We start from the raw sequence: 22,554 nt of genomic DNA on the forward strand, positions 1-22,554 counted from the left end.
CGGCGGCCTATCCGAACAGCTTCTTGAGCTCGACGTTGACCTTCTTGTCGCAGGTGTCGAGCGCCTTCTCCGGGTCGCCGTTCTTACGGACGGAGGACGCGATCACCTCGGCGAACGCGTTCTGCATGGTCTGGTCGTAGGCGATGTTGTCGAAGTGGCCGTAGTCCGTGAAGAGCTTCACGCCCTCGGCCGGCAGACCCGACTTGAGCTTGGTGGCCTTGTTGGCGATCGAGGTGCGCGGCGGGATGTGGAAGCCGTACGAGGTGGCCCAGTCCTCCTGGTACTGCGTCTGGTCGATCCACAGCCACTTCACGTACTCCTTGGCCGCCTCGACGTTCTTGCCCTTGGCATTGACGAAGATCGACCAGCCGCCGTTGTAGACGGACGGCTTGCCGGCGCTGCCGATCTTCGGGAACGGGAAGATGCCGAGATCGTCGCCGAGCGCCTTCTGCATGGCGGGCATGGACCACATGCCGCCCCACTGGATGGCGCACAGACCCTGGTTGAGCGCGGACGGGTCCCAGAAGTCGGTCGGGGCGTCGAGGAGCACGTTGCCACTGGTGAACAGCGTGCGAAGCTTCTTGAGGCCCTCGATGACGCCGTCCGTGTGGTAGGCGATCTCGTTCTTGTCGTTGATGGTGTCGGCACCGGCGGACCAGATGATGGGGTTCTGGATCGCGCTGAAGTCGTTGCCGAGGAAGACGCCCTTGACCTTGCCGGTGGTGAGCTTGGCGGCGGCCTCGATCAGCTCGTCGAGCGTGGTCGGGACGTCGACCTTCGCCTTCTCCAGCATCGACTTGCGGTAGTAGAAGAACTGCGGGTCGTCGATCATCCGTATCCCGTAGATCTTCCCGTCGACCGTGTGGGACTTGATGTCGTTCTGGTTGAAGTCGCTCTTGACCGGGTCGATGAGGTCGGTCAGGTCCGCCACCTGGCCGCTCTTGACGAGCTGCAGCTGCGGGTGGAACTCGAAGACGTCGGGCGCCTTCGAGGTGAGCAGTGCCGCGAAGAGCGCGGACTCGAAGTTGTTGCCCGTGATCCAGTTGGTGTTGACGTTGGCCTTCTTGTAGGCCGCCGCGTACCGCTTGAGGGCCTGCTCCGTGCCCGCCTCGCCGTAGGCGTGGAAGTACTGGGTGAGCTGCTTGCCCGACCCCCCACCGCTCCCGCCCCGCCCGTTGTTGCTGCCGCACGCAGCCAGCGTGCCCGCGGCGGCCATGCCCGCGGCGGCCCGGAATATGGACCGACGGGAGAAGTTGCTGTTGCTCATTGCCGACATGCTGACGTCCTTGTCTCGATTGCGGCTGCGGCTCCACGGCTCCAGCGCACCTGGCTGCTACGTGGCTCGAATTGCGTTGTGGTGCGGGGACGTTAACCTTCGGCTAAGGCTTCGGCAAGGGGTTGGACGAAGCCTGTTCGAAGCGTTAAATCCGGTTCGGAATCCCGAACATGGGGTGGTGCGGGGGTGAGGGCCACCGGGTCAGGATGTGGCCGGCGGCCCTCGGCACCGGGGACTAGGCCAGGACTAGGCCTTGTTCCAGACCTCGTTGGTACCGCCGTTGCAGCTGTACAGGATCACTTTGCTGCCGTCCGCGGTCGCCTGCCCGCTGACGTCCAGGCACTTGCCGGACGCCTCGCTGAGGATCTGGCCGTTGGCGTTCAGCAGCCAGCGCTGGCTCGCGTCACCGGTGAAGCCGGCGGTCGTCGTCAGGCCCGAACTCCCGGCGGTGAGATAGCCGTTCGGCCCCTTCAGGGCGCCCTTGCCGTCGTACGACCACGACTGCTCGGTACCGCCCGTGCACGTGCTGATGGCGGCCCCGGACGCGCTCGCGGTCAGGCACTTGCCGGACTGCTTGCCCTGCAGCGCACCCGTGATCGCCGAGCTGCCCTTGCCCTTCTGGTCGAAGACGTACGTCGTGATGGAGCGGGCCGCGAGGGTCGTGGACGCCGTGCCGCCGCTCACCGTCGGCCTGGCGACGTTCGCCCAGTCCTCGGTGGCCGAGGTCCGCACGGCCTGCTCGGCCCGCACCGGCGTCTTGTTATTGAAGTGCAAACTCAGCGGTGTGTCGGTGGAGTTGTGGTTGTTGACCACGACCACCCATGTGCCGTTCCGGTCGTACGACGACACCTCGACGCCGTCCGGTGCCCCGGTCACGTCGTGCGCGACCGAACCCGGCCTCACGAACCTGCTGTACTGGCCGAGCGCGTAGTACCGCTTGGTGAAGTACAGCTTCTGGTTGCCGTTCGTCGCGTAGTCGGGGTCGTAGTAGATCAGGCCGTCGTTCCAGCCCGTGTCGTTGCGCTCGGTGGGGGAGCTGCCGTAGCCGCTGGCCAGGGCCACCCACCACTGGAACGCCGAGTCGTGCGAGCTCGCGAAGTCCTTGTAGATGATCCGCGACATCAGCAGGGCGTTGTCGATGGTGGGGTCGTACTCCTGGTTCCAGCCCGTGGTGCCCTTGCCGAAGCAGCAGATCTCGGTGGCCCAGGACTTCTTGCCGACCGTCCTCGACGTCTCGTAGACGTTGCCCAGCTGGCCGTCATTGGGGTTGTTGTACGTGTGGTGGGCGAGCGCGGACACGTACTGCGCGGTGCCGGGCTGCGAGATCCACTGCGGCAGCTCGTCGGTGAACTGGGTCGTCTTGCTGGACTCGTCGGCGATGATCGACGTTCGCTGCTTGCGGGCCCGCTGCTCGGCGCCGAGCGCCCGCACGATGTCGTCACGCTGGTCGACGGTGACCTTCATGCCCTCCTGGCCGCAGTCCCCGAAGTCGTTGTCCGGCTCGTTGAACGGGCTGATGTAGTCCAGCTTCACGCCCTGCTCGGCGAAGTGGTCGGTCACGTCCGCCACGTACGTGGCGAAGTCCTGCTCGCTGCCCGCCTTCAACTGGCCGCCGCAGCTCTGGCCGTTGGTCGTCCACTGCGCGGGCGCGCTGTTGACGAAGCCGATCAGGTCCTTGACGCCGTACTTCGCGGCGTACTTGAGGAAGGTGCGGCCGCCGTTGTCATTGCTCCAGTCGTACGAGCCGTCGGGGTCGAGGAAGTCCTGGGCGGCGCGGGCCGGGGTGGTGACCGCGACGCCGCCACCGCCGATGTTGTAGCGGTACGAGGAGAGGGCCAGGCCCTGCCGGGAGAAGAGCAGGCCCGCGACCCGGGCCTGCACCTCGGGCTTGAAGTGCTGCAGGTCGTTGACCCACCAGGCGCCCGAGGCGCCGATGTCGTCGATGGTCTGGGCGGCGTGCGGGGAGACCTCGGCCGCCGTGGGGGTGGCGGCCGAGGAGGTCGGGGCGGATATCAGGGGGCCCGCGACGGCGAGCGCGGCGGCGGCCGTCCACAGGGCGGATCTGCGGGGGTGGGGGTGAGACACGTGCATCCCTTCCGTCGTCATGAAGGTGGTGCGGTACGGCTCCTTGCGGGGGTGCGTTTCGCATTCCTCTGCCCGACGGACTGCAACGCGCCTTCCAGCGCGAACGTCGCCGCACCCAGACACGCCGGGTCGGTGGGGATCGGGGAGAGGACGATCTCGGTGGCGGCCATCGGACGCGGCAGCGCGTGCCGGGCGACGGCCTCGCGCACCTCCGCGACCAGGGGCTCGCCGAGGGCGGCCGCGACCCAGCTGCTGAGCACGACCACTTCGGGGTTGAACAGGTTGACCAGGTCGGCGATGCCGGCGCCGAGGTAACGGGCGGTGTCCCGGACCACCTTGACCGCCACCGGGTCGTGCTCGCGCATCCCCTGGGCCAGGGCGGCGATGGTGGCCGTCTGGTCCTCCGGGTGCAGCAGCGGGCTGCCGGGGCTGAGCTCCCGCAGGTTCAGCATGATTCCGGGCGCCCCGACATACGTCTCCACGCAGCCGTGGTTGCCGCAGTGGCACAGCCGGCCGTCCAGGACGATCGTGTTGTGACCCCACTCGCCTGCGCTGTTGCTGATACCGCGGTGCAGTGCGCCGCCCAGGACGAGTCCGGCGCCCACGCCGGTCCCGAGCGTGACCACGACGGCGTCCCCGCGCCCGCGGGCGGCCCCGAACCACAGCTCGGCGACCGCGACGGCACGCAGCGGGTTGTCCAGGTACAGGGGGTAGGCGATGTGCTCGGTGAGCAGGTCGAGCAGCGGCACGTCGTGCCAGTCCCAGTTCGGGGCGTACTCGGCGATGCCGGTGGCGCGGTCCACCTGTCCCGGCACGCTGACGCCCACGCCCAGCACCCGGGCACCCTCGATGCCGGCCTGCGTGACCACCGAGCCGACGGCGGCGGCCACATGGCCGACCAGCTGCACGGGGAGGCTCTCGCCGGGGTGGACGTCCTCCTCGGCCCGGGCGAGGACGTTCAGCGCCAGGTCGAACAGCTCGACATGGACGTACGTCTCCGCGATGTCGACGCCGATCAACGCGCCCCCCGACGCGTTGACGGCCACGAGACCCCGGGGGCGGCCGCCCGCCGAGTCCTCGAACCCGACCTCGGTGATCATCCGCAGATCGAGCAGCTCGCCGACGAGCGTGGCGACCGTCGCAAGGCTCAGACCGGTGGCGGCCGCCAGCTCCTGCCGGGAGGTGGGAGACGCGGCGATGATCTGGCGCAGCACCTCGTAGCGGTTCGCGGTGCGGATGTCACGTGATGTGCGCTTCACCGGTGGCCTACCCCCGTCCCTTCGCTCAGGCGCACCGGGCACGTCGGCACCGGCGCGGCGCAAGGCTATGGCCTGCGGGGGCTTTCGACAAGGGGTTAGGAAAGGGGGTTTATAAAGTGCTTCGTAGGTCAGTCGTCCAGCACTGTCCGCACAAAGGGGTTGGCGAATTTTCCGTCCCCGTCCAGCGTCCGCGCAAGCGCCCGGAAGTCGGCCAGCCGGGGGTAGCGGCCGTGCAGCACCGCCGCGGGCGTGGTGAAGACCTTGCCCCAGTGCGGACGGGCGTCGAACGGGTCCAGCGCCTTCTCCAGCAGCCGCACGACCGGCAGCACGGCCTGCGTGTCCTCCACCCAGGTGAAGTGCGCCGCCACCGTGTCCCGCCCGTACGCCGGGCTCAGCCACTGCCGGTCGGCGGCGACCGTCCGTATCTCGCAGGTCTGCAGCACGGGCGCCACCGTCGCCCGGATCCCGTCGAGGGCACGCAGTACGTCGACGGCGTGCTGCCTCGGCAGCAGATACTCCGACTGCAGCTCGGCCCCGCTGCTCGGTGTGAACTCCGCCCGGAAGTGCGGCAGCCGCTCGTGCCACGGCCCCGGCACCCCGAACTGCTCCGTGCAGTTCACGGCCGGCATCCCCGGCACGGGATGCAGCTTCTCGGTGGCGGGCGCGGCCCACGGGAAGTCCGGGAGCGGCTGGTCGGTGCGCCGCTTGAGCCACACCTGCCGGAAGCCGGGCTCCCGCCAGTCGGTGAACAGGCTCACGCTGTACGCCGCCGAAGCGATCGTCTCGAACGTGTGCGGGTCCAGCCCGGCGAGGGGGAGTTCGGTGAACACGTGCTGCTCGACCTCGAAGGCCGGCTCCAGGTCGAGGGTGAGGGCGACCACGACGCCGAGCGCGCCGAGCGAGGTGACGGCGCCGTCGAACCGTGCGTCGCCCCGCGCGATCCGCACCGTGTCGCCGTCGGCCGTGACCAGCTCCACCTCGCTCACCGGTGCCGCCAGCGATCCATTGGTCACCCCCGAGCCATGGGTGCCGGTCGCCACCGAACCGGCGACGGAGATGTGCGGCAGGGACGCCATGTTGGGCAGCGCGAGCCCGTGCGCGTGCACCACGCGGGCCAGTTCCGCGTACCGGACGCCGCCCGAGACCCGTACCGTGCGGGTCGTGGTGTCCACGTCGATCACCGGAGGCAGCCCGGCGATCGAGAGCAGAGTGCCCTCGGGGCCCGGGTCGGCGATCTCGTTGAAGGAGTGGCCGCTGCCCAGGACGCGGACCTTGGCGCTGCCGGCCACGAGGGTCCTGAGCGCGTCGAGCGAGTGGGGGCGGTGCCACTCCTTTGCCGTATAGGTGATGTTGCCTGCCCAGTTGGTGACCGTCTCCGTCATTCCCTGTCGTCCCTCCGGCGAGCGCGGGTGCATGGACCCCTCTGCATTGACCCTCTCATCTGCCGCGACCTAGCGTGGAGAGCGTTTTCCACAACTTCCTCGCCGAAGCCGGAGGGCCCACGCCTTGCCTGAACGTCCCCAGGCTCTGTTCGCCATGACCGCCGAGAACCTGCCGCTCGTCTTCCCCGCAAGGGTCCTCGCGCGACTGCGCGAGGCGGTGGACATCGATCCGGACCTGATCGCCGAGGACTTCACCGAGCCGCGCGTCCGGGAGGTGCTCGCGCGCACCGAGATCCTGGTCACCGGTTGGGGCTGCCCGCGCCTGGACGCCGCGGTCCTCGACGCGGCGCCGAAACTGCGCGCGGTCCTGCACTCGGCAGGCTCGGTGAAGGGCTTCACCACGCCCGAGGTCTGGCGGCGCGGCATCGCGGTCTCCTCGGCCGCCGCGGCCAACGCGCTGCCGGTCGCCGAGTACACCCTCGCGATGATCCTGCTCGCCGGGAAGGACATCCTGGGCGCCCGGGAGCGCCTGCGCACCACCCGGGCCCACCCCGGCTGGGGCGTCGTCCCGGGCATCGGCAACCACGGCCGCCGTGTCGGTGTGATCGGCGCCTCCCGCATCGGCCGCCGCGTCATCGAGCTGCTGGCCCCCTTCGACCTGCGGGTGAGCCTCACCGACCCGTACGTCACCGAGTCGCGAGCGGCCGAACTCGGCGTGGGTCTCCTGCCGTTGGACGACCTTCTGCGCACCTCGGACATCGTCACGATCCACGCGCCCGAGACCCCGGAGACCCACCACCTCATCGGCCGCCGGGAACTCGCCCTGATGCCGGACGGGGCGACCCTGATCAACACCGCCCGCGGCGGCCTGGTCGACCACGAGGCCCTGGTCGACGAGGTCCGCACCGGCCGTCTGAACGCCGTCCTCGACGTCACCGACCCCGAGCCGCTCCCCGCGGACTCCCCTCTCCACGACCTGCCGGGTGCCTTCGTGACCCCGCACCTCGCGGGCTCCCAGGGCAACGAGCTGTCCCGCCTCGGCATGACGGTCGCGGAGGAGGCCGCACGCCTGCTGACGGGCGCGGAGCCGGCCCATCCGGTCGATCCGGGGGCGCTGCAGCGGCAAGCGTGAGCACCTGGCGCTCCGCGGGAAGTGCCACCCCCCTTCGGGGCGCGGGCGGACCTCCCGTCTGCGCCACTCAGGTCCGTCTCGCGAGCGCCGAGTCGGCTGCCCCTGCGAGGGTCCGGGGGCTGCCCCCGGAATGACGCAGTACCGTCACGCACGTGGACGGCCGGTCCTCGTCCGTTCGGTCTCCGAGCACCGCGTCAGCTACCGCAGCCCGGTGATCCACGGCGAGGCCCGCAAGGTCACCGACCCCGAGGAGAAGCCGGAGGGACTGCGCCGGCTCACCGAGCGTGCGGCGCCGGGCCAGTGGCCGTACGACCGACTGCCCGATCGCAAGGACTCGGGCGCCGGCCCCCCAGCTGCTGCCGCCGGACACCCCCGTACCAGGACACATCCCGCGCCGCGGGGGGACCCGGCACGGCTGACGTGGGTGCCAGGGCATACCGTGAGGAGTCGAACGCCTGAGCCGGAAGGAGAGTCGGGATGGGCAGCCGTACCGCACTGGTCGAGGATCTGATGGAGCGTTTCCCGCACGTACCGCGGGAAGCCGTCTTCAAAGAGGACCTGCTGCGTGGAGGCGTGGCCTTCGACCCGTCCGCGCTCAGCGACAACGAGTCCGGCGAGGTCAAGCCGAAGTCGTACTTCATCTTCTCCTTCGACCACGGCACCCTGCCGGAGCTGGGCGAGGCCGCGCTGAGGCGTCCCCCGGAGGAGATCATCCTCACCGGCGGCCCCTACGACCTGCGCCGCACCGTCGTCTCCGTACGGGTGAACCCCACCTCGCCCTACCGCGTCGCCGCTGACGACGAGGGGATGCTCGGGCTCTACCTCGACGGCAAGCGCATCGCCGACGTCGGGGTGCCGCCGATGCCGGAGTACTACCGGCACACCCTCTCCAACGGAAAGTCGGTCATGGAGGTGGCCCCGACCATCCAGTGGGGCTACCTGATCTATCTGACCGTCTTCCGGGTCTGCCAGTACTTCGGCGCCAAGGAGGAGTGCCAGTACTGCGACATCAACCACAACTGGCGTCAGCACAAGGCCGCCGGGCGGCCGTACACCGGCGTGAAGGACGTCGACGAGGTCCTGGAGGCGCTGGAGATCATCAACCGCTACGACACCGCGAAGGCCTCCACCGCCTACACCCTCACCGGCGGCGCCATCACCTCCAGGCTCCAGGGCCGTGACGAGGCCGACTTCTACGGCATGTACGCCAAGGCCATCGAGGAGCACTTCCCGGGCCGCTGGATCGGCAAGGTCGTCGCCCAGGCGCTGCCCAAGGACGACGTGCAGCGGTTCAAGGACTACGGCGTGCAGATCTACCACCCCAACTACGAGGTGTGGGACGAGTATCTGTTCAAGATGTACTGCCCGGGCAAGGAGCGCTACGTCGGCCGCGACGAGTGGCACAAGCGGATCCTCGACTCGGCGGAGATCTTCGGCGCGCGCAACGTCATCCCCAACTTCGTGGCCGGCGTGGAGATGGCCGAGCCCTTCGGGTTCAAGACGGTCGACGAGGCCATCGAGTCCACCACCGAGGGCCTGCGCTTCTTCATGTCGCACGGCATCACGCCCCGCTTCACCACCTGGTGCCCCGAGCCCACCACCCCGCTCGGCAAGGCCAACCCCCAGGGTGCCCCGCTGGAGTACCACATCAGGCTGCTGCAGGCCTATCGCCGGACGATGGACGACTTCGGCCTCTCCTCCCCGCCCGGATACGGCCCGCCCGGACCCGGCCGCGCGGTGTTCTCCGTCAGCTCGTTCATGGACAGCCTCCCGGCACAGGAGGCGGCCGAGGTGTGAGTGAAGGACGGGGACTTTGAGTCAAAACGGGTCCCCGTCCGTACATCCGGCCGGAGTTGTGTCTCCGGCCGGATCACAGGTTCTGTCAGGGCAACTGAACACAGCGCTTGTCAGTTGTGTTGAAAACGTGAAAGGCTCCTGTCCTGCCGCGAGGTTCCCCCCAACTCCTTCGCCGAAATGGTGAGTTGACCTCGCTTGTGGATGCAGGAGACTCATGCCCGACCTGCCGACCCCGAAGGACGCCGCCGAAGCCGCGCTGTTCTCCGAGTGCTGGGACGCGGTGCTTTCCTACGCCGACCTGTGCACGGCCGGTGCCACGGCGGCCACTCAGCTGGCCAAGGAGGCGTTCGCGCTCGGTATGCGCGAGGTCCGCGCCGCCGAGACCGCAAGCGCCCGGAGCAACGGCCGCCGCTCGCCCCGGCTCCCCGTGATCCCCCTGCTGCTGACCGCCGTACGCACCACGGCGGCGGCCTGGGAGGCCGACGGCCAGGGCCAGGACCTCGACCCCGACCTGCGCCTGTGGCTCAACTCGGAGAAGGCCGCCCGCTACACCGGCCCCCCACTGCGCCGCCCGATCGCCCTGCGCGGTCTGCGCGACCTCCAGGAGGCGGATGCGGCGCTGCTGTGGCTGTCCGAGGTGGAGTCCTTGCCGCGGTCCGTGGTGGCCCGCAGGCTCGGCCTCGACCCGGCCCTCGTGGGCGAGGAACTCGACCAGGTGCGGGGCCTGTTCAGGGACCGCTGCCACCGCAACCACCTCGACACGCCGATGGACGCGCGGTGCCGCAGCTATGCGCGCCTCCTCGACGCGATCACCAGGTCGCCCGCCGCCGACATCCCGCCGGACCTCTCACGGCACCTCGCCACCTGCGTGGACTGCGCGGAGGCCGCCGCCTGTCTGCGTCCCCAGGGCGGCGGGCTGCCCGCGGCCCTCGCCGGCGGTGTCATCGGCTGGGGCGGCCTCGCCTACCTGGAGCGCCGCCGCCGGGCCGCCGAGGTGCGCCTCGGGGTGGGCCGACCGGAGGCGACAGACGGGCAGAGCGTCGAACCGAGGACCCTCGTCGACCGCGCACGCGTCGTCCGGGGCGGGCTGCTCGTGGCCGCCGTGATGGTGTCGCTGCTGGCGCTGGCCACGTCGATGATGCCGTTCGGCGGCAGCGACAACGAGGCCGCCGGCAGCGCCGCACCGACCGACAGCAGCCCGGTGGCGGCCCCGCGCCCGTCCCTGCCGTCCGCCACCCCGACACCGAAGAGCGCCTCCCCGACCCACTCCGCCTCCGCCACCCCGACGAAACCCGACGGGGGCAAGCACTCCGACCCGGAACCCCAGGGCACCTCCGCCACCACGCAGAGCAGCGCCCCGGATCCCGGTACCACTGCGTCCGCCACCTGCAAGGTCGCCTACCACCTGGACAACCAGTGGACCGACGGCTTCCAGGCCACCGTCACCGTGACCACCGCCGACGCCCTCGACACCTGGCGGGTCGCCTGGTCCTTCCGGGACGGCCAGAAGGTCGGCCAGATGTGGGACGCGAGCGTCTCCCAGAACGGCTCCCGGGTCACCGCGACCGCCGCCGACTACAACAAGGCCGTCCCCGCGGACGGCAAGATCACCTTCGGCTTCCTCGGATCCTGGCAGGGCAAGAACTCCTCGCCGTACGACTTCACCCTCAACGGGCTGGCCTGCGCGAAGAGTTGACCTCGCACGGCCCGTCACGGAAGCCGCGACCGGGTGACCTCGCCAGAGCCACCCGGTCCTTCGAGGAATCTCGGTCAGCAGCCCGACTTGTAGAAGTACTTGCTGACCGACGGGTCGTCCATGTTCGCCTTCGTGATGGCGACCATGTTCGTGCCGATCGACTTCTGGACGCTCTTGCCCTCGAAGGCGGCCGCCAGCTGGTCGACGGCCTCCCTGCCGATCGCCGCCGGGTCCTGGGCGACCAGGACCTGGAGCGTGCCCGCCTTGAGGGAGGCGACCTCGTCGGGTTCGGCGTCGAAGGCGGCGACCTTCACCGCGCCCTCCTTGCCGGCCTGCTTGAGGCCGGTGGCGATGCCCTGCCCGGTGTTGGTGTTGCCCGCGAAGACACCGCCCAGGTCGGGGTGGGCCGCCAGCGTCGACTGGATCTGGGAGGCGGCGGTCGCCGGCAGGTCGTTGTCGTAGAGCGTGGGCAGCATCTTGATCTTCGGGTACTTCTTCATCTCCTCGGTGAAACCCTTGATCCGGGCGTCGGTCGTGGAGACACCGGGCTTGACGCTGATGACGATGGCCGAGCCCTTCTCGCCCATCAGCTTGGCGAGCGCGTCGGCGGCGACGCGGCCGCCCTTCTCGTTGTCCGAGGAGATGCGGGTGATGCCGATCGAGTCATCGGTGACCGTGGTGTCGACCAGCGCGACCTTGGTGCCCGCCGACTGGATCTGCTTCAACGACGGCGTGAGCGCGCTGGTGTCCACCGGCGAGATCATCAGCCCGTCCGGCCGGGAGGCCGCCACCGAGTCCAGCAGCGGACGCTGCACCGACACGTCCCACTGCGCGGAACCGTCCGCGCCGAAGTCCATGCCCTTGGCCTTCGCCTCCGTCTTCGCCGCGCAGGTCATGGTGATGTAGAAGGGGTCGCTCTTCACACCGGTGATCAGCCGCACCTTCTTGTGCGCGGCACCGCCCGACGACCCCGACCCGCCACCGCTGGACGAACCGCACGCGGCGGCCCCGGTCAGGGCCAGTACGGTGCCCGCGGCGACCAGTGCGCTGCGCCTGCTGCGAATGCTCATCATCGAGACATCTCCTCAATCTTGCTCTCGGGTCTTCCTGCGCATCTGGTCGACGTAGACGGCCGCGACGAGCACCACGCCCACCGCGACGTCCTGCCAGTACTGCTGAACGCCGATGACGATCAGTCCGGTGGTGAGCACGGCCGGGATGAACACACCGATCACGGTGCCCAGCACCGAGCCGCGCCCGCCGAAGAGGCTGGTGCCGCCGAGCACCACGGCGGTGATCACCTTCAGGTTGTCGGTGGAGTGCCCGGCGATCGACGTGGTGCCGTACGAGGCCAGCCACATCACCGCGCCGAGCCCGGCCAGCAGGCCCATCAGCCCGTACACCATCACCAGGTGCCGGCCGACCCCGATTCCCGCACGCCGTACGGCGGTTGGATTGGAGCCGATGGCCAGGGTGTGCGTGCCGAACCTCGTCGCCCCCAGCACCAGCCCGAACACGGCCGTCACCACCGCGGCCAGGACCACCAGCCAGGGAATGCCGAGCACCTTGCCGAAACCGAGGCTGTTCTGCAGATGCGTGGCCGCCGCACCCGCCGGGTCCTGGCCCCCGGTGGCGAGTTCGGCGATCCCCAGCGCCGCTCCCAGGCCGCCGAGCGTCACGATCAGCGGCGGCACCTTCCCCGTCGCCACCACCGCACCCTGCAGCACACCCCAACCGGCGCCCACCGCAAGGGCGATGACCACACAGTCCGCGACCGTGCCCCAGCCGGCGTCCGGCCCGCCGTGGTGGATGTTGTACTCGCCGGCGGCCACCGCGGACAGCACCAGCACCGAACCGATCGACAGATCGATCCCCGCCGTGATGATCACGAAGGTCATGCCGACGCCCAGCACCAGATAGATGGCCGCGTTCACGGCGATCTGCGTGAGGTCGTACTGGGTGAAGAACTTGCCCGGCGCGGCGACGGTGAAGAACGCCACCAGCACCACGAGGATCACGAAGGTCCACAGTTCGCTGATGCCGGCCGCCCGCCGCAGCCAGTCCGGTACGGTCCGGCCCGCACCGTCCGAGGCGGGCGGGGCCTGCTGCTGTGCCGCGGCCGGCCGGACTTCCTTGCTGTCGGCGGTCATCGCCCGTCCTCCGCTTTCCTCAAGGACCCGTTCTGCCCGGCGGGTTCGTCCAGCGACCCGGTCATCGCCCCGACGAGCTCCTCGATGGTCGTGTCCGCCGCGGTGAACGAGGCGACCCGGCGCCCGAGTCGCAGCACCTCCACCCGGTCCGAGACCGACAGCACCTCCGGCATGTTGTGACTGATCAGCACGACACAGATGCCCCGGTCGGCGACCCTGCGCACGGTGTCCAGGACCCGGGCGCGCTGCACCACCCCCAGCGCGGCCGTCGGCTCGTCCATGAAGATGACCTTGTTCGCGAACGCGACCGCACGCGCCACGGCCACCGACTGTCGTTGACCGCCGGACAACGTTGTCACAGGAGCCGTCACATCTTTCAGCTCCACGCCCAGCTCCGCGAACGCCTTGACCGCCTCCCGCCGCATCGCCGGCCGGTCGAGCACGCCGAGGCGGCCGAGCAGCCCGCCGCGCACGACCTCCCTGCCCAGATAGAGATTGGCCGCCGCGTCCAGATCCGGCGCGAGCGACAGGTCCTGGTAGACGGTCTCAAGTCCGTGCCGCTGAGCGTCCATCGGCCCGCCGAACCGGACCGCCCGCCCCTCCATCCGCACTTCGCCCTCGTCGGGTGCGAGCACCCCCGACAGGACGTTCACCAGAGTCGACTTGCCTGCGCCGTTGTCCCCGATCAGGGCGACGACCTCGCCCGCGTACGCCGTGAAGTCGGCGCCCTGCAGCGCCTGGACGTGACCGAAACGCTTGACCACACCGTGTGCCGCGAGAAGTGGTTCCCTTGCAGAGGCCATGTTGTGCCTTCGCGTTGGTATCGTTAACAGTTCGTCGATTCTGGGAGCCCCGTGGGTGGGCGTCAAGGGTCGTGTGTGACCCGTTCTCAAGAGGTTGCACAGCGGCCCGGGAGCCGCCCGCCCGACTGCCGAGGAGGACTGCGGCGTGGTCGGCCGCCCCACGATGAAGGACGTCGCAGCCGAGGCGGGCGTCAGCGCGATGACGGTGTCCCGCGTGGTCAACGGCGCGGGGAGCGTGGCACCGCGGACCGCCGCGAGAGTCGAGGCCGCCGTCCGCAAACTGGGCTACCAGCGCGACGAGTTGGCACGCCAGCTGCGCCGCGCGGACCAACCCAGCCGGACGATAGGCCTGTTGGTGGACAACGTCGCCGACCCCTTCATGGCCGCCGTCGCCTCCGCCGCCGAGGACGTCGCCCGCCGCCGCGGCAGTGTGGTGCTGATCGGCTCCAGCCGCGCCGACCCGCGCCGCGAGCGCGAGGTCGTCGCCGCCTTCACCGCCCGCCGCGTCGACGGCCTCATCCTCACGCCGGCCGCGGGCAGCCACCGGTTCCTGCGCCCGGCCCAGGAACAGGGCACCAAGATCGTGTGCGTGGACCGGGCCGCACCCGGACTGGAGGCGGACACCGTGGTGGTGGACAACCGCGCCGCGGTCGAGGGGGCCGTACGGCACCTGATCGCGCACGGCCACCGCCGTATCGGCTACCTCGGTGGCCGGCCGGACATCTGGACCAACGGCGAGCGCCACCAGGGCTACCGGGCGGCACTTCAGGGCGCGGGCATCGCCGCCGACCCCGGGCTCGTCCGCCACGGTCTGCGCTCGGCGCCGTCCGCCGCCGAGGCCGTCACGGCCCTGCTCGCCTCCGCCGAGCCGCCCACCGCCCTCCTCGCCGACAACGAGAACCTCGCCCTCGGCGCGCTGACGGTCCTGCCGCCCCGGATCGCCTTCATCGCCTTCGACGACTTCCCGCTGGCCGAGCGGCTGACACCGCCCGTCACCGTCATCGCCCAGGATCCCGTCGCGCTCGCCACCACGGCCGCGCACGTCCTGTTCGCCCGCATCCACGGGGACACCTCGCCGCCCCGCACCCTCGTCATGCCGACGGAACTGATCAGGCGGGGGTCGGGAGAGGTGCCGGGGCCCTTCGCCGGGCAAGGGCGTTGAGGGGCTCTTCGAATATTCCGTGGCGCCCGGCGGACGTACCGCTCTATGGTGAGTGGGCAGGGAGCGGTGGCCGGTGGCCGCCGCTGTCCAACGAGTCCGGAACTGGGAGGTGTTGACCGATGGCTGTCTTTGCGACGAGCGCTGCCCGCATCCAGATCATCAAGCCCACCTCCGTGGCCTTCGGCTGACCTCAAACTCCTTTCGCCGGGGCCACCCTTGTGAAGGGTCACCCTTGACTTCCAGCTCGGCTTCCCCTGTTTTCTCCGCGCTCGCCCCCTACGGCTGGGACGAGGCATGGGCGGACGCGTTCGCCCCCCACGAGCCTGAGGGGCTCCTGCCCGGACGAGTGATCCGGGTCGACCGCGGCCAGTGCGACGTGGTCACCGCCGACGGCGTCCTGCGGGCCGACACCGCGTTCGTCACCCCGCACGACCCGATGCGGGTCGTGTGCACCGGCGACTGGGTCGCCGTCGAACCCGGCGGCAACCCGCGCTACGTACGGACGTATCTGCCGCGCCGTACCGCCTTCGTGCGCTCCACCTCCTCCAAACGGTCCGAGGGGCAGATCCTCGCCGCCAACGTCGACCACGCGATCGTCGCCGTGTCCCTGGCCGTCGAACTCGACCTCGGACGCATCGAACGCTTCCTGGCCCTCGCCTGGGAGTCCGGTGCGCAGCCGCTGGTCGTGCTCACCAAGGCCGACCTGGTGCCGGACGCGGTGACGCGTGCGCATCTCGTCCAGGACGTCGAAATGTCGGCGCCCGGCGTGACCGTGCTGACGGTCAGCGCCGTGGACGGGGACGGGCTCGACGTTCTCGTGAGTCTGGTCTCCGGCGGTACGTCCGTGCTGCTCGGGCAGTCCGGTGCGGGCAAGTCGACCCTCGCCAACGCCCTCCTGGGCGAGGACGTGATGGAGGTGCAGGCCGCGCGGGACGTCGACGGCAAGGGGCGTCATACGACGACCACCCGCAACCTGCTCGCCCTGCCCGGCGGGGGTGTCCTCATCGACACACCCGGGCTCAGGGGCGTCGGCCTCTGGGACGCCGAGAGCGGGGTCGGACAGGTCTTCTCCGAGATCGAGGAACTGGCCGAGCGGTGCCGCTTCCACGACTGCGCGCATGACGCGGAGCCGGGGTGTGCGGTGCGGGAGGCTGTCGAGAGCGGGGAGTTGTCGCATCGGCGCCTGGAGAGTTACCGCAAGCTGATGCGGGAGAACCAGTGGATCGTCGCCAAGACCGATGCGCGGGTCCGTGCGGAGCTTCGGCGGGAGTGGAAACGGAAGGGTGCTGCGGGGCGGGCGGCCATGGAGCTGAAGCGGGGGCGGCGGTAAGGGTGCCGGGGGTGGGGGCGCAGGCTGGGGGCTGCCGCCCCCAGGCCCCCGCTGTCGGCCTGAACGGCCTCGTCCTCAAACGCCGCACGGGCTGAGATGGGCTGACGTGGCCTCGTGCGTGCACGCCGGACGGGCTGGAGTGCCGGCCGGCGGCTGAGAATGCCTGGCCGGGCTGGTAAGCCCGGCCGGCAGTTCAATCGCCGTGTCCGATTTCCGCTAGCCCAGTCGTCCCGTCCGGCGGAGACTGGAGGGCGTGATGGACGAGGACAGCAGGTACGAAGCCGTGCGGAGCCGGGATGGCCGGTTCGACGGGGAGTTCTTCTTCGCCGTCCGGACGACCGGGATCTACTGTCGGCCGAGTTGCCCGGCCGTGACGCCGAAGCGGCACAACGTGCGGTTCTTCGCGACGGCCGCCGCCGCGCAGGGCTCGGGGTTCCGGGCCTGTCGGCGGTGTCGGCCCGATGCCGTGCCGGGGTCGGCCGAGTGGAATGTGCGGGCCGATGTGGTGGGGCGGGCCATGCGGCTCATCGCGGACGGGGTCGTGGACCGGGAGGGGGTCACGGGGCTGGCGGCGCGGCTCGGGTACAGCGCTCGGCAGGTGCAGCGGCAGCTGACCGGTGAGCTCGGGGCCGGGCCCGTCGCTCTTGCCCGGGCCCAGCGGGCGCACACCGCGCGGGTCCTGCTGCAGACGACGGAGCTGCCGATCACGGAGATCGCGTTCGCGTCCGGGTTCGCCAGTGTCCGGCAGTTCAACGACACGGTCCGGGAGGTGTACGCATCCACGCCGAGCGAACTGCGGGCAGCCGCTCCCAGGGCCGGTCGGCGTGCGGCCGCCCCGGCCGCGGGGATTCCGCTGCGGCTCGCCCACCGGGGGCCGTACCAGGCCGGTGCCGTCTTCGATCTGCTCGCGGATGAGGCCGTGGGCGGGGTCGAGGAGGTGAGTGGGGTGCGTGGGCGGCGGACCTACCGGCGTACCCTCCGGCTTCCGCACGGCAGCGGCATCGTCGCCGTCGACGAGCGGGCGGGGGCGGCCAGGTCTGCGGCCGGTGCCCATCCCGGTGGCTGGCTGGACGCCCGGCTGCAGCTCACCGATCCCCGTGATCTGACCACCGCCGTGGGGCGGCTGCGGCGGCTCTTCGACCTCGACGCCGATCCGTACGCCGTGGACGAGCGGCTCGGCCGTGACGAGCGGCTCGCGCCGCTGGTCGCCGCCCGGCCGGGGCTGCGGTCGCCGGGGGCCGCCGATCCCGAGGAACTGGCCGTGCGCGCGCTGGTGGGGCGGGCGGAGGCCGAGCGGCTCGTGCAGCAGTACGGGAAGGCGCTCGACGCGCCGTGCGGGAGCCTCACCCGGCTGTTTCCCGAGCCCGCCGTCCTCGCGGAAGCCGAACCGCACGGCACCCTGGGCGCGCTCACCGCCGCCCTCGCGGACGGCGCCGTACGCCTGGATCCGGGTGTCGACCGCGACGAGGCGGAGGCCGCCTTGCTCGCCGTGCCCGGCATGGACGCGGATACGGTCGCCGTGATCCGCACCCGGGCGCTCGGCGATCCCGACGTCGCCCCGCCCGGGCCGGACGTTCCCGACAGCTGGCGCCCCTGGCGCTCGTATGCCCTGCAACACCTGCGCGTAGCGAGAGAGTGGGACCGATCCTGATGAGTGTTCTCTGGAGCCGCTTCGACAGTCCTGTCGGGCCCCTCCTCCTCACCGCCGACCCGGCCGGTGCCCTGACCTCCCTGTCTGTGCCCGGACAGAAGAAGGGGCCCGAGGTACAGGCCGGTTGGCGGTTCGAGCCCGCCGCCTTCCGTGCTGCCGAGGAGCAGCTGGCGGCCTACTTCGCCGGTGAACTGAAGGAATTCCGGCTGGAGTTCAGCACCGTCGGCAGCGAGTTCAGGGAGCAGGTGTGGTCCGCTCTCGACAGCGTTCCCTACGGGGCGACCACCACCTACGGCGAGATCGCCGCCCGGATCGGTGCCTCACGGGCTGCCGTACGGGCCGTGGGCGGCGCGATCGGCGCCAATCCGCTGCTGATCGTCCGGCCCTGCCACCGGGTGATCGGAGCGGACGGTTCGCTGACCGGGTACGCGGGCGGCCTCGAACGCAAGGTGCAGCTGCTGACGCTGGAAGGTGTCCTCCAGCAGCCCTCGGCCGCGCCCTCCGTCTAGTCCTCCAGGCCCCAGCTGTGGATCCGGCGCGGGTGGATGCGGATCAGCTCCTCGCTGAAGTGCGGGCCCAAATCGTGGGGGCCCGTGAGGAGTTCGGCCTCGCCCCGGATGTCGACGCCCCGTACCTTCCACGGGCGCAGGCTCACGATGTCGTCGACGACCAGGGCGACCTTGGGGTTCCGCCGGAGGTTGCGCCACTTCTTGGTGCGGCCCAGGGCGTAGCCGCCGATCAGGATGGTGCCGTCGTCCTGGGGGAAGAAGCCGACCGGGTTGGCCTGCGGCTGCCCGTCCGGGTCGACGGTGGCCAGCCGCCCCAGGCGCTGCGACTTCAGATACGCGCGTTCCGCCTCGCTGAATTCGGTCATGGGAGCAGCGAAGCACGCCCGGCCCGCGCCGCACATCGGATCCTCGCCCTAGTCCCGTGGCCCTACGTCAGCCCCAGATCACCGCGCCCAGCCAGGCCCCTGCGATCAGCACACAGGTGAACAGCTCCGCCAGCACGCTGGAGCCGCCCGAGCGCATCGCGGTGCGCAGGGCCGCCTTCGCCTCGCCGTGCCGGCCGAGGCGGAGGCGTTCGTACAGGTAGATGCCGCCGATGAAGCCGGGGATCGTGCCGAGCACGGGGATGAGGACGAAGCCCAGGAACGCGCCCGCCCCCGCGTAGACCCCCATCCGGGGCGTGGCGCCGCTCTCGCGCAGCCGTCTGGGGGGCAGTGCCCAGCGGACCACCTGGGAGAGGAACATCGCGAGGGTCGCGCCCACCAGGATCCACCAGGACACCGGCTCCGTGGACTTCAGCGCCCACCACAGGACCGCGGCCCACACGAGCCACGATCCCGGCACCCCGGGCACCAGCACTCCGCACAGGCCGAGCAGGAGGACCAGTCCGACCAGCAGGAGGTCCCACACTCCCATCTCACCAGAGTGCCGGAGGGAAGGAGGAGACGCAGGTCAGCGGTCCGGGCCCGGGTCACACCGGCCACTCTTTCCGCACCGCCGTTCGACGGCTCACCCTCGATGACCGTCTCCCGCGGAGTGCTGTACCGGTTTTTCCTGATGCCCCGTTTTCATACCGCCCATGCGGTGGACAATTAGGGGCATGAGCCAGCAGGGGGGAAGTCCCACCGGTGAGGACGACTGGTGGGGGCAGCTGTACGACGACTCCACCGAGGACACGGGCCCCGCACCCGCACCCGACACCCTGGACGACCGGTTCGCCTCGGTGGCCGGGGCCATGGGAGCCGAGGCCGGGGCGGAGGGCGTCGACGAGGGATTCGGCCGGCGGAAGGCACCCTGGGACCTCCCGCCCCCGCCGGGCGGCCTCACCTCCACGGAAACGCCCGGCACGACGGTGCCCGAGTCGCGCATGCCCCCCGAGGCGCCCGCGCAACCGTCCGCCGCCACGGACCCCGCCCGGGACGGCTCACCCGCCGCCACCCCGGTGGACGCGGAGCACCGCCCGCACCACGCCGCGGACAGCCCTCCGCCGCAGGTCACCGACGGCACGCTCCCGCACAGCGCCCGCCATCTCGCCGCCGCCGAGCAGCCCCTCCCGCAGCAGGCCGTCGCCTCGCCGGTGCCGACCTCCGCGGCCGACGCCGGTCCCGCCCGTACCGCCACCCACCTCGACCTCCCCACCCTCCCCCCGGCCCCCCTCGACTACGTCGGCTCGGGCCCGCCCACCTACGACGCCGAACCCACCGCCCTCCCGCCCGCCGACCCCGACGACCTCGACGACCTGGTCGCGGACACCGTGCTGGACGGCGCCCGCTACGGCGCCTGCACCCTGCGTGCCGTCTCCGTCCGCGGGGACTCCGCCCGCTACCGGGGCGAGCCGCGCCGCGACTCCCTCCTCACCGCCCGCTTCGGCACCGGGGAGCACGCGCTGGTCCTGGTGGCGATGGCCACCGGAGCCCGCGCCACACCCGGCGCGCACCGGGCGGCCGCCGAGGCCTGCCACTGGATCGGCCGTGCCGTCGGCCGCAGTCACGCCCGGCTCGCGGAGGACATAAGGGCCGCCCGGCGCGGCGACCTCAAGTCGGGCCTGCACCGCCTCACCGACCGCAGCCTCGGCAAACTCCGTGCCAGCGCCGCCGAGCAGGGCATCGAGCCCGAGGAGTACGCGGCCACCCTGCGCTGTCTGCTCCTGCCCGCCGACCCGAACTGCCGTACGCGGGTCTTCTTCGGGGTGGGCGCCGGCGGACTGTTCCGGCTGCGCGACGGCGACTGGCAGGACATCGAACCGCGGGTCGCCGAGGTCACCGGAGAGCCCGTCGTAGGCTTCGGCTCGCTGCCCGCCGAGACCCCCGAGGGCGACCGGCTCACCATGGACCTCGGGATCCCGACCCCGCCGAGCCCGTACGAACCCGCCCCCGAGCCGCCCCGCGAGCCCTTCCGGTTCCGTGCCTCCGTCGCCCACCCGGGGGACACGCTCCTGATGTGCTCCGGCGGCCTCGCGGAGCCGTTGCGCGGCGAACCCGATCTGTGCCGCTATCTGACGACCCGGTGGTCCGGTCCCACCCCGCCGGGCCTCGCCGCGTTCCTCGCCGACACCCAGGTCAGGGTCAAGGGGTACGCGGACGACCGTACGGCTGCCGCCGTTTGGGAGGCGTGACGGCAGGGCGACTTCCTGACCCTGGTGCAGCACGACTCCAACCTGCGGACCCCCCGCCCCTGACTAACTGTCGGTCGGTACCCACTGCCGTACGCCGTGGCCGTCCGTGCCGTACCAGTAGCGGGGCAGGTCCTTGATGCTGCTGGTGCGGAAGGGGCGGCCATGGTCGTCGATGCGGACCGTGCCGGTGCGGCCCTGGGAGGACCAGTCGAGTTCGAGGTACCAGGAGCAGTCGTACGTCTCGGTCGTCGCGGTGACCAGCAGCACCTCCGGGTCCTGGGCGGAGACACGGTAGGGGAACTGCACGGCGGGAGCGGGGTCTCCTCGGTCGTCGGCACCCGCGACCGCGCGGGCGATGGGGCGGTTGATGTCGAGGTTCACATCGAAGGAGCGCGGGCCGAGGCCGCCGCCGCAGCCCTGTGCCATGTCGTACGTGGTGCCCTTGAGCGGGGTGCCGCGGCTGACGACGCGGACCCGGAGGGCGTTCAGCACGACGGCCGTGGACGACTTCCCCTGCACCGAGATCTGCACCATCGTCTGCCGCCCGTGCACCGCTCCCTGTGTCGCCGCCCAGGCGGCGGCGTCCTGCGGCACCGGCGGTGGGGGTACCTGGTCCGGCTGTTTGTCGATGACGTAGTCGTGTGCGCAACCCCCGTCCCAGATCTGTGAGTCGGCGGACCAGGCGAGGGGGACACCGGTGGCGGCGGGCGCTCCGCTTTTCCCGCCGGCCGTCGCCCCGTCCTTCGAGGTGGGGTGTGCTGAAGCCGCTGCGCCTGCCGGACCTGAGGCCGGGGAGCCGGTGGGGGAGGGGCCGGCCGCCGTGGCCGAGGGGCGGTGGGACGCGGGGGGTTCGGTGGTACGGGACTGTCCGGGGGCCTTGGCCGAATCGCCCGGCGAGCGGTCGGCCGACAGGGCGGAGAGGCTGCCGAACGTGACGAGCAGTACGGTCGCCACGGCGGTCCCGAGCAGGGGGCGTCGGCGTCGGAACCAGGGAGCAGCTGACGGGCGCACCGGCTCCTGCGGGCGCGACGGTCCCCCGGGACTCGTCGTCTCCCCGGGGCTCCGGTCCTCCAGTGCCTCCGTCGGCTCCGCGCCGGCCCCCTCGCCCGCGGCCCGCGGCCGCTGCCGTGCCGCCACCGCGAGCAGCCACAGCCGGTGCAGTTCGAGCCGCTCCTCGGGTGCCGCCGCGCAGAAGGCCGCGAGCCGTTCCACGGGTGCGAAGTCCTGCGGTACCGCCTCGCCCGCGCAGTACCGGTGCAGCGTGGAGGTGTTCATGTTGAGGCGGCGGGCCAGGGAGCCGTAGCTGCGGTCCGTGCGGTCCTTCAGCTGCCGTAACAGCGTCGCGAACGCCTCGACGTCGTCCCGAGTCTCCAATGTTCCCCCGTAGTCCAGCGCATCCCGCATCCCAGGCACTCATGTATCTGCACGTCAGATGGGCTGGGATGGTTCCACCGTCGCGGATGGGGCGCCTGCCGTTGCGCCGGCCCGCCGTGACCGCCGATGCTCTTGGTGTCGCACCGACCAGGGCCGGACCGACCATCCGGCGCCGGGCGACGACCGACACCCATGCACTCGTTCACGGGCACACCCATGCCCGAACGGACCAGGGCCGCCCTCCCGCCTCGGGGGTCGGGAGGGCGGCCCACAGCACAACTCGACCACTCGACCGCTTGATCACTCCATTACTGAGTTACTCGAAACGGGGAAC

Annotated in this window: 19 protein-coding genes; 9 read left to right on the forward strand and 10 right to left on the reverse strand. The window is 71.1% G+C overall.

Annotated elements, in window-relative coordinates; all coding sequences use genetic code 11:
- Positions 1-7: 7 nt before the first annotated feature.
- The 4 genes from ACIBW9_RS32865 to ACIBW9_RS32880 form a co-directional block, all read right to left on the reverse strand.
- On the reverse strand, positions 8-1,276 hold the full coding sequence (locus tag ACIBW9_RS32865; protein WP_398960658.1) for an ABC transporter substrate-binding protein: 1,269 nt from the start codon (positions 1,274-1,276) through the stop codon (positions 8-10).
- Positions 1,277-1,522: 246 nt separating this feature from the next.
- Positions 1,523-3,367 carry a glycoside hydrolase gene (locus ACIBW9_RS32870; RefSeq protein WP_398960659.1) on the reverse strand — a complete coding sequence of 615 codons (1,845 nt, stop codon included), beginning with the start codon at positions 3,365-3,367 and terminating at the stop codon, positions 1,523-1,525.
- Between the two features lie 11 nt (positions 3,368-3,378).
- Positions 3,379-4,620 carry an ROK family transcriptional regulator gene (locus ACIBW9_RS32875; RefSeq protein WP_398960660.1) on the reverse strand — a complete coding sequence of 414 codons (1,242 nt, stop codon included), beginning with the start codon at positions 4,618-4,620 and terminating at the stop codon, positions 3,379-3,381.
- A gap of 128 nt (positions 4,621-4,748) precedes the next feature.
- Complete coding sequence (locus tag ACIBW9_RS32880) at positions 4,749-6,002, reverse strand: FAD-binding protein (RefSeq protein ID WP_398960661.1); 1,254 nt, start codon at positions 6,000-6,002, stop codon at positions 4,749-4,751.
- A 124-nt stretch (positions 6,003-6,126) separates the two neighbouring features.
- On the opposite strand from ACIBW9_RS32880, the gene ACIBW9_RS32885 reads away from it, so the two are divergent.
- The 4 genes from ACIBW9_RS32885 (at position 6,127) to ACIBW9_RS32900 (ending at position 10,627) form a co-directional block, all read left to right on the forward strand.
- Positions 6,127-7,134 carry a hydroxyacid dehydrogenase gene (locus tag ACIBW9_RS32885; RefSeq protein WP_398960662.1) on the forward strand — a complete coding sequence of 336 codons (1,008 nt, stop codon included), beginning with the start codon at positions 6,127-6,129 and terminating at the stop codon, positions 7,132-7,134.
- Between the two features lie 130 nt (positions 7,135-7,264).
- Positions 7,265-7,645 carry a pyridoxamine 5'-phosphate oxidase family protein gene (locus ACIBW9_RS32890; protein ID WP_398960663.1) on the forward strand — a complete coding sequence of 127 codons (381 nt, stop codon included), beginning with the start codon at positions 7,265-7,267 and terminating at the stop codon, positions 7,643-7,645.
- Positions 7,612-8,931, forward strand: coding sequence for a radical SAM protein (locus tag ACIBW9_RS32895; protein WP_398960664.1), 1,320 nt, complete (start codon positions 7,612-7,614; stop codon positions 8,929-8,931). Before ACIBW9_RS32890 ends, ACIBW9_RS32895 begins: the two co-directional genes overlap by 34 nt.
- 214 nt (positions 8,932-9,145) lie before the next feature.
- The gene (locus ACIBW9_RS32900; RefSeq protein WP_398960665.1) at positions 9,146-10,627 is read left to right on the forward strand and encodes a cellulose binding domain-containing protein; all 1,482 of its coding nucleotides are present in this window, start codon (positions 9,146-9,148) and stop codon (positions 10,625-10,627) included.
- A 74-nt stretch (positions 10,628-10,701) separates the two neighbouring features.
- Here ACIBW9_RS32900 and ACIBW9_RS32905 read toward each other — a convergent pair whose 3' ends face one another.
- Genes ACIBW9_RS32905 through ACIBW9_RS32915 form a run of 3 tightly spaced genes read right to left on the reverse strand, consistent with a single transcriptional unit; the run spans position 10,702 to position 13,580 of the window.
- A complete protein-coding gene (locus ACIBW9_RS32905) occupies positions 10,702-11,697 on the reverse strand; it encodes an ABC transporter substrate-binding protein (RefSeq protein ID WP_398960666.1) in 996 nt (331 codons plus the stop codon).
- 15 nt (positions 11,698-11,712) lie between these two features.
- Positions 11,713-12,777 (reverse strand): ABC transporter permease, encoded by a 1,065-nt coding sequence (locus ACIBW9_RS32910; protein WP_398960667.1) that lies wholly within the window; start codon positions 12,775-12,777, stop codon positions 11,713-11,715.
- Positions 12,774-13,580, reverse strand: coding sequence for an ATP-binding cassette domain-containing protein (locus ACIBW9_RS32915; RefSeq protein ID WP_398960668.1), 807 nt, complete (start codon positions 13,578-13,580; stop codon positions 12,774-12,776). The genes ACIBW9_RS32910 and ACIBW9_RS32915 overlap by 4 nt, the downstream gene beginning before the upstream one ends.
- Positions 13,581-13,725: 145 nt before the next feature.
- Here ACIBW9_RS32915 and ACIBW9_RS32920 point away from each other — a divergent pair, with 145 nt between their 5' ends.
- The 4 genes from ACIBW9_RS32920 to ACIBW9_RS32935 all read left to right on the forward strand — a co-directional run bounded on the left by ACIBW9_RS32920 (position 13,726) and on the right by ACIBW9_RS32935 (position 18,232).
- Positions 13,726-14,742: a LacI family DNA-binding transcriptional regulator gene (locus tag ACIBW9_RS32920; protein WP_398960669.1), complete on the forward strand. Its 1,017-nt coding sequence runs from the start codon at positions 13,726-13,728 to the stop codon at positions 14,740-14,742.
- A gap of 232 nt (positions 14,743-14,974) precedes the next feature.
- Positions 14,975-16,072, forward strand: a complete 1,098-nt coding sequence (rsgA, locus tag ACIBW9_RS32925) for a ribosome small subunit-dependent GTPase A (RefSeq protein ID WP_398960670.1) — start codon at positions 14,975-14,977, stop codon at positions 16,070-16,072.
- A gap of 256 nt (positions 16,073-16,328) precedes the next feature.
- Positions 16,329-17,723 carry a DNA-3-methyladenine glycosylase 2 family protein gene (locus ACIBW9_RS32930; RefSeq protein ID WP_398960671.1) on the forward strand — a complete coding sequence of 465 codons (1,395 nt, stop codon included), beginning with the start codon at positions 16,329-16,331 and terminating at the stop codon, positions 17,721-17,723.
- On the forward strand, positions 17,723-18,232 hold the full coding sequence (locus ACIBW9_RS32935; RefSeq protein ID WP_398960672.1) for a methylated-DNA--[protein]-cysteine S-methyltransferase: 510 nt from the start codon (positions 17,723-17,725) through the stop codon (positions 18,230-18,232). Before ACIBW9_RS32930 ends, ACIBW9_RS32935 begins: the two co-directional genes overlap by 1 nt.
- On the opposite strand, the gene ACIBW9_RS32940 is transcribed toward ACIBW9_RS32935, so the two are convergent.
- Together ACIBW9_RS32940 and ACIBW9_RS32945 are read right to left on the reverse strand one after the other, a co-directional pair.
- Complete coding sequence (locus ACIBW9_RS32940; RefSeq protein WP_398960673.1) at positions 18,229-18,597, reverse strand: PPOX class F420-dependent oxidoreductase; 369 nt, start codon at positions 18,595-18,597, stop codon at positions 18,229-18,231. The genes ACIBW9_RS32935 and ACIBW9_RS32940 overlap by 4 nt on opposite strands.
- 67 nt (positions 18,598-18,664) lie before the next feature.
- Positions 18,665-19,147 (reverse strand): DUF456 domain-containing protein, encoded by a 483-nt coding sequence (locus ACIBW9_RS32945; RefSeq protein WP_398960674.1) that lies wholly within the window; start codon positions 19,145-19,147, stop codon positions 18,665-18,667.
- 184 nt (positions 19,148-19,331) lie between these two features.
- Between ACIBW9_RS32945 and ACIBW9_RS32950 the strand changes: the two genes are divergently transcribed.
- Positions 19,332-20,846: a protein phosphatase 2C domain-containing protein gene (locus tag ACIBW9_RS32950; protein WP_398960675.1), complete on the forward strand. Its 1,515-nt coding sequence runs from the start codon at positions 19,332-19,334 to the stop codon at positions 20,844-20,846.
- Positions 20,847-20,909: 63 nt separating this feature from the next.
- Here the strand turns inward: ACIBW9_RS32950 and ACIBW9_RS32955 are convergent, their stop codons facing one another.
- Complete coding sequence (locus tag ACIBW9_RS32955; RefSeq protein WP_398960676.1) at positions 20,910-22,250, reverse strand: helix-turn-helix domain-containing protein; 1,341 nt, start codon at positions 22,248-22,250, stop codon at positions 20,910-20,912.
- Positions 22,251-22,554: the final 304 nt, after the last annotated feature.

It is taken from the genome of Streptomyces sp. NPDC049541 (assembly GCF_044465725.1).
Classification (GTDB): Bacteria; Actinomycetota; Actinomycetes; order Streptomycetales; family Streptomycetaceae; genus Streptomyces.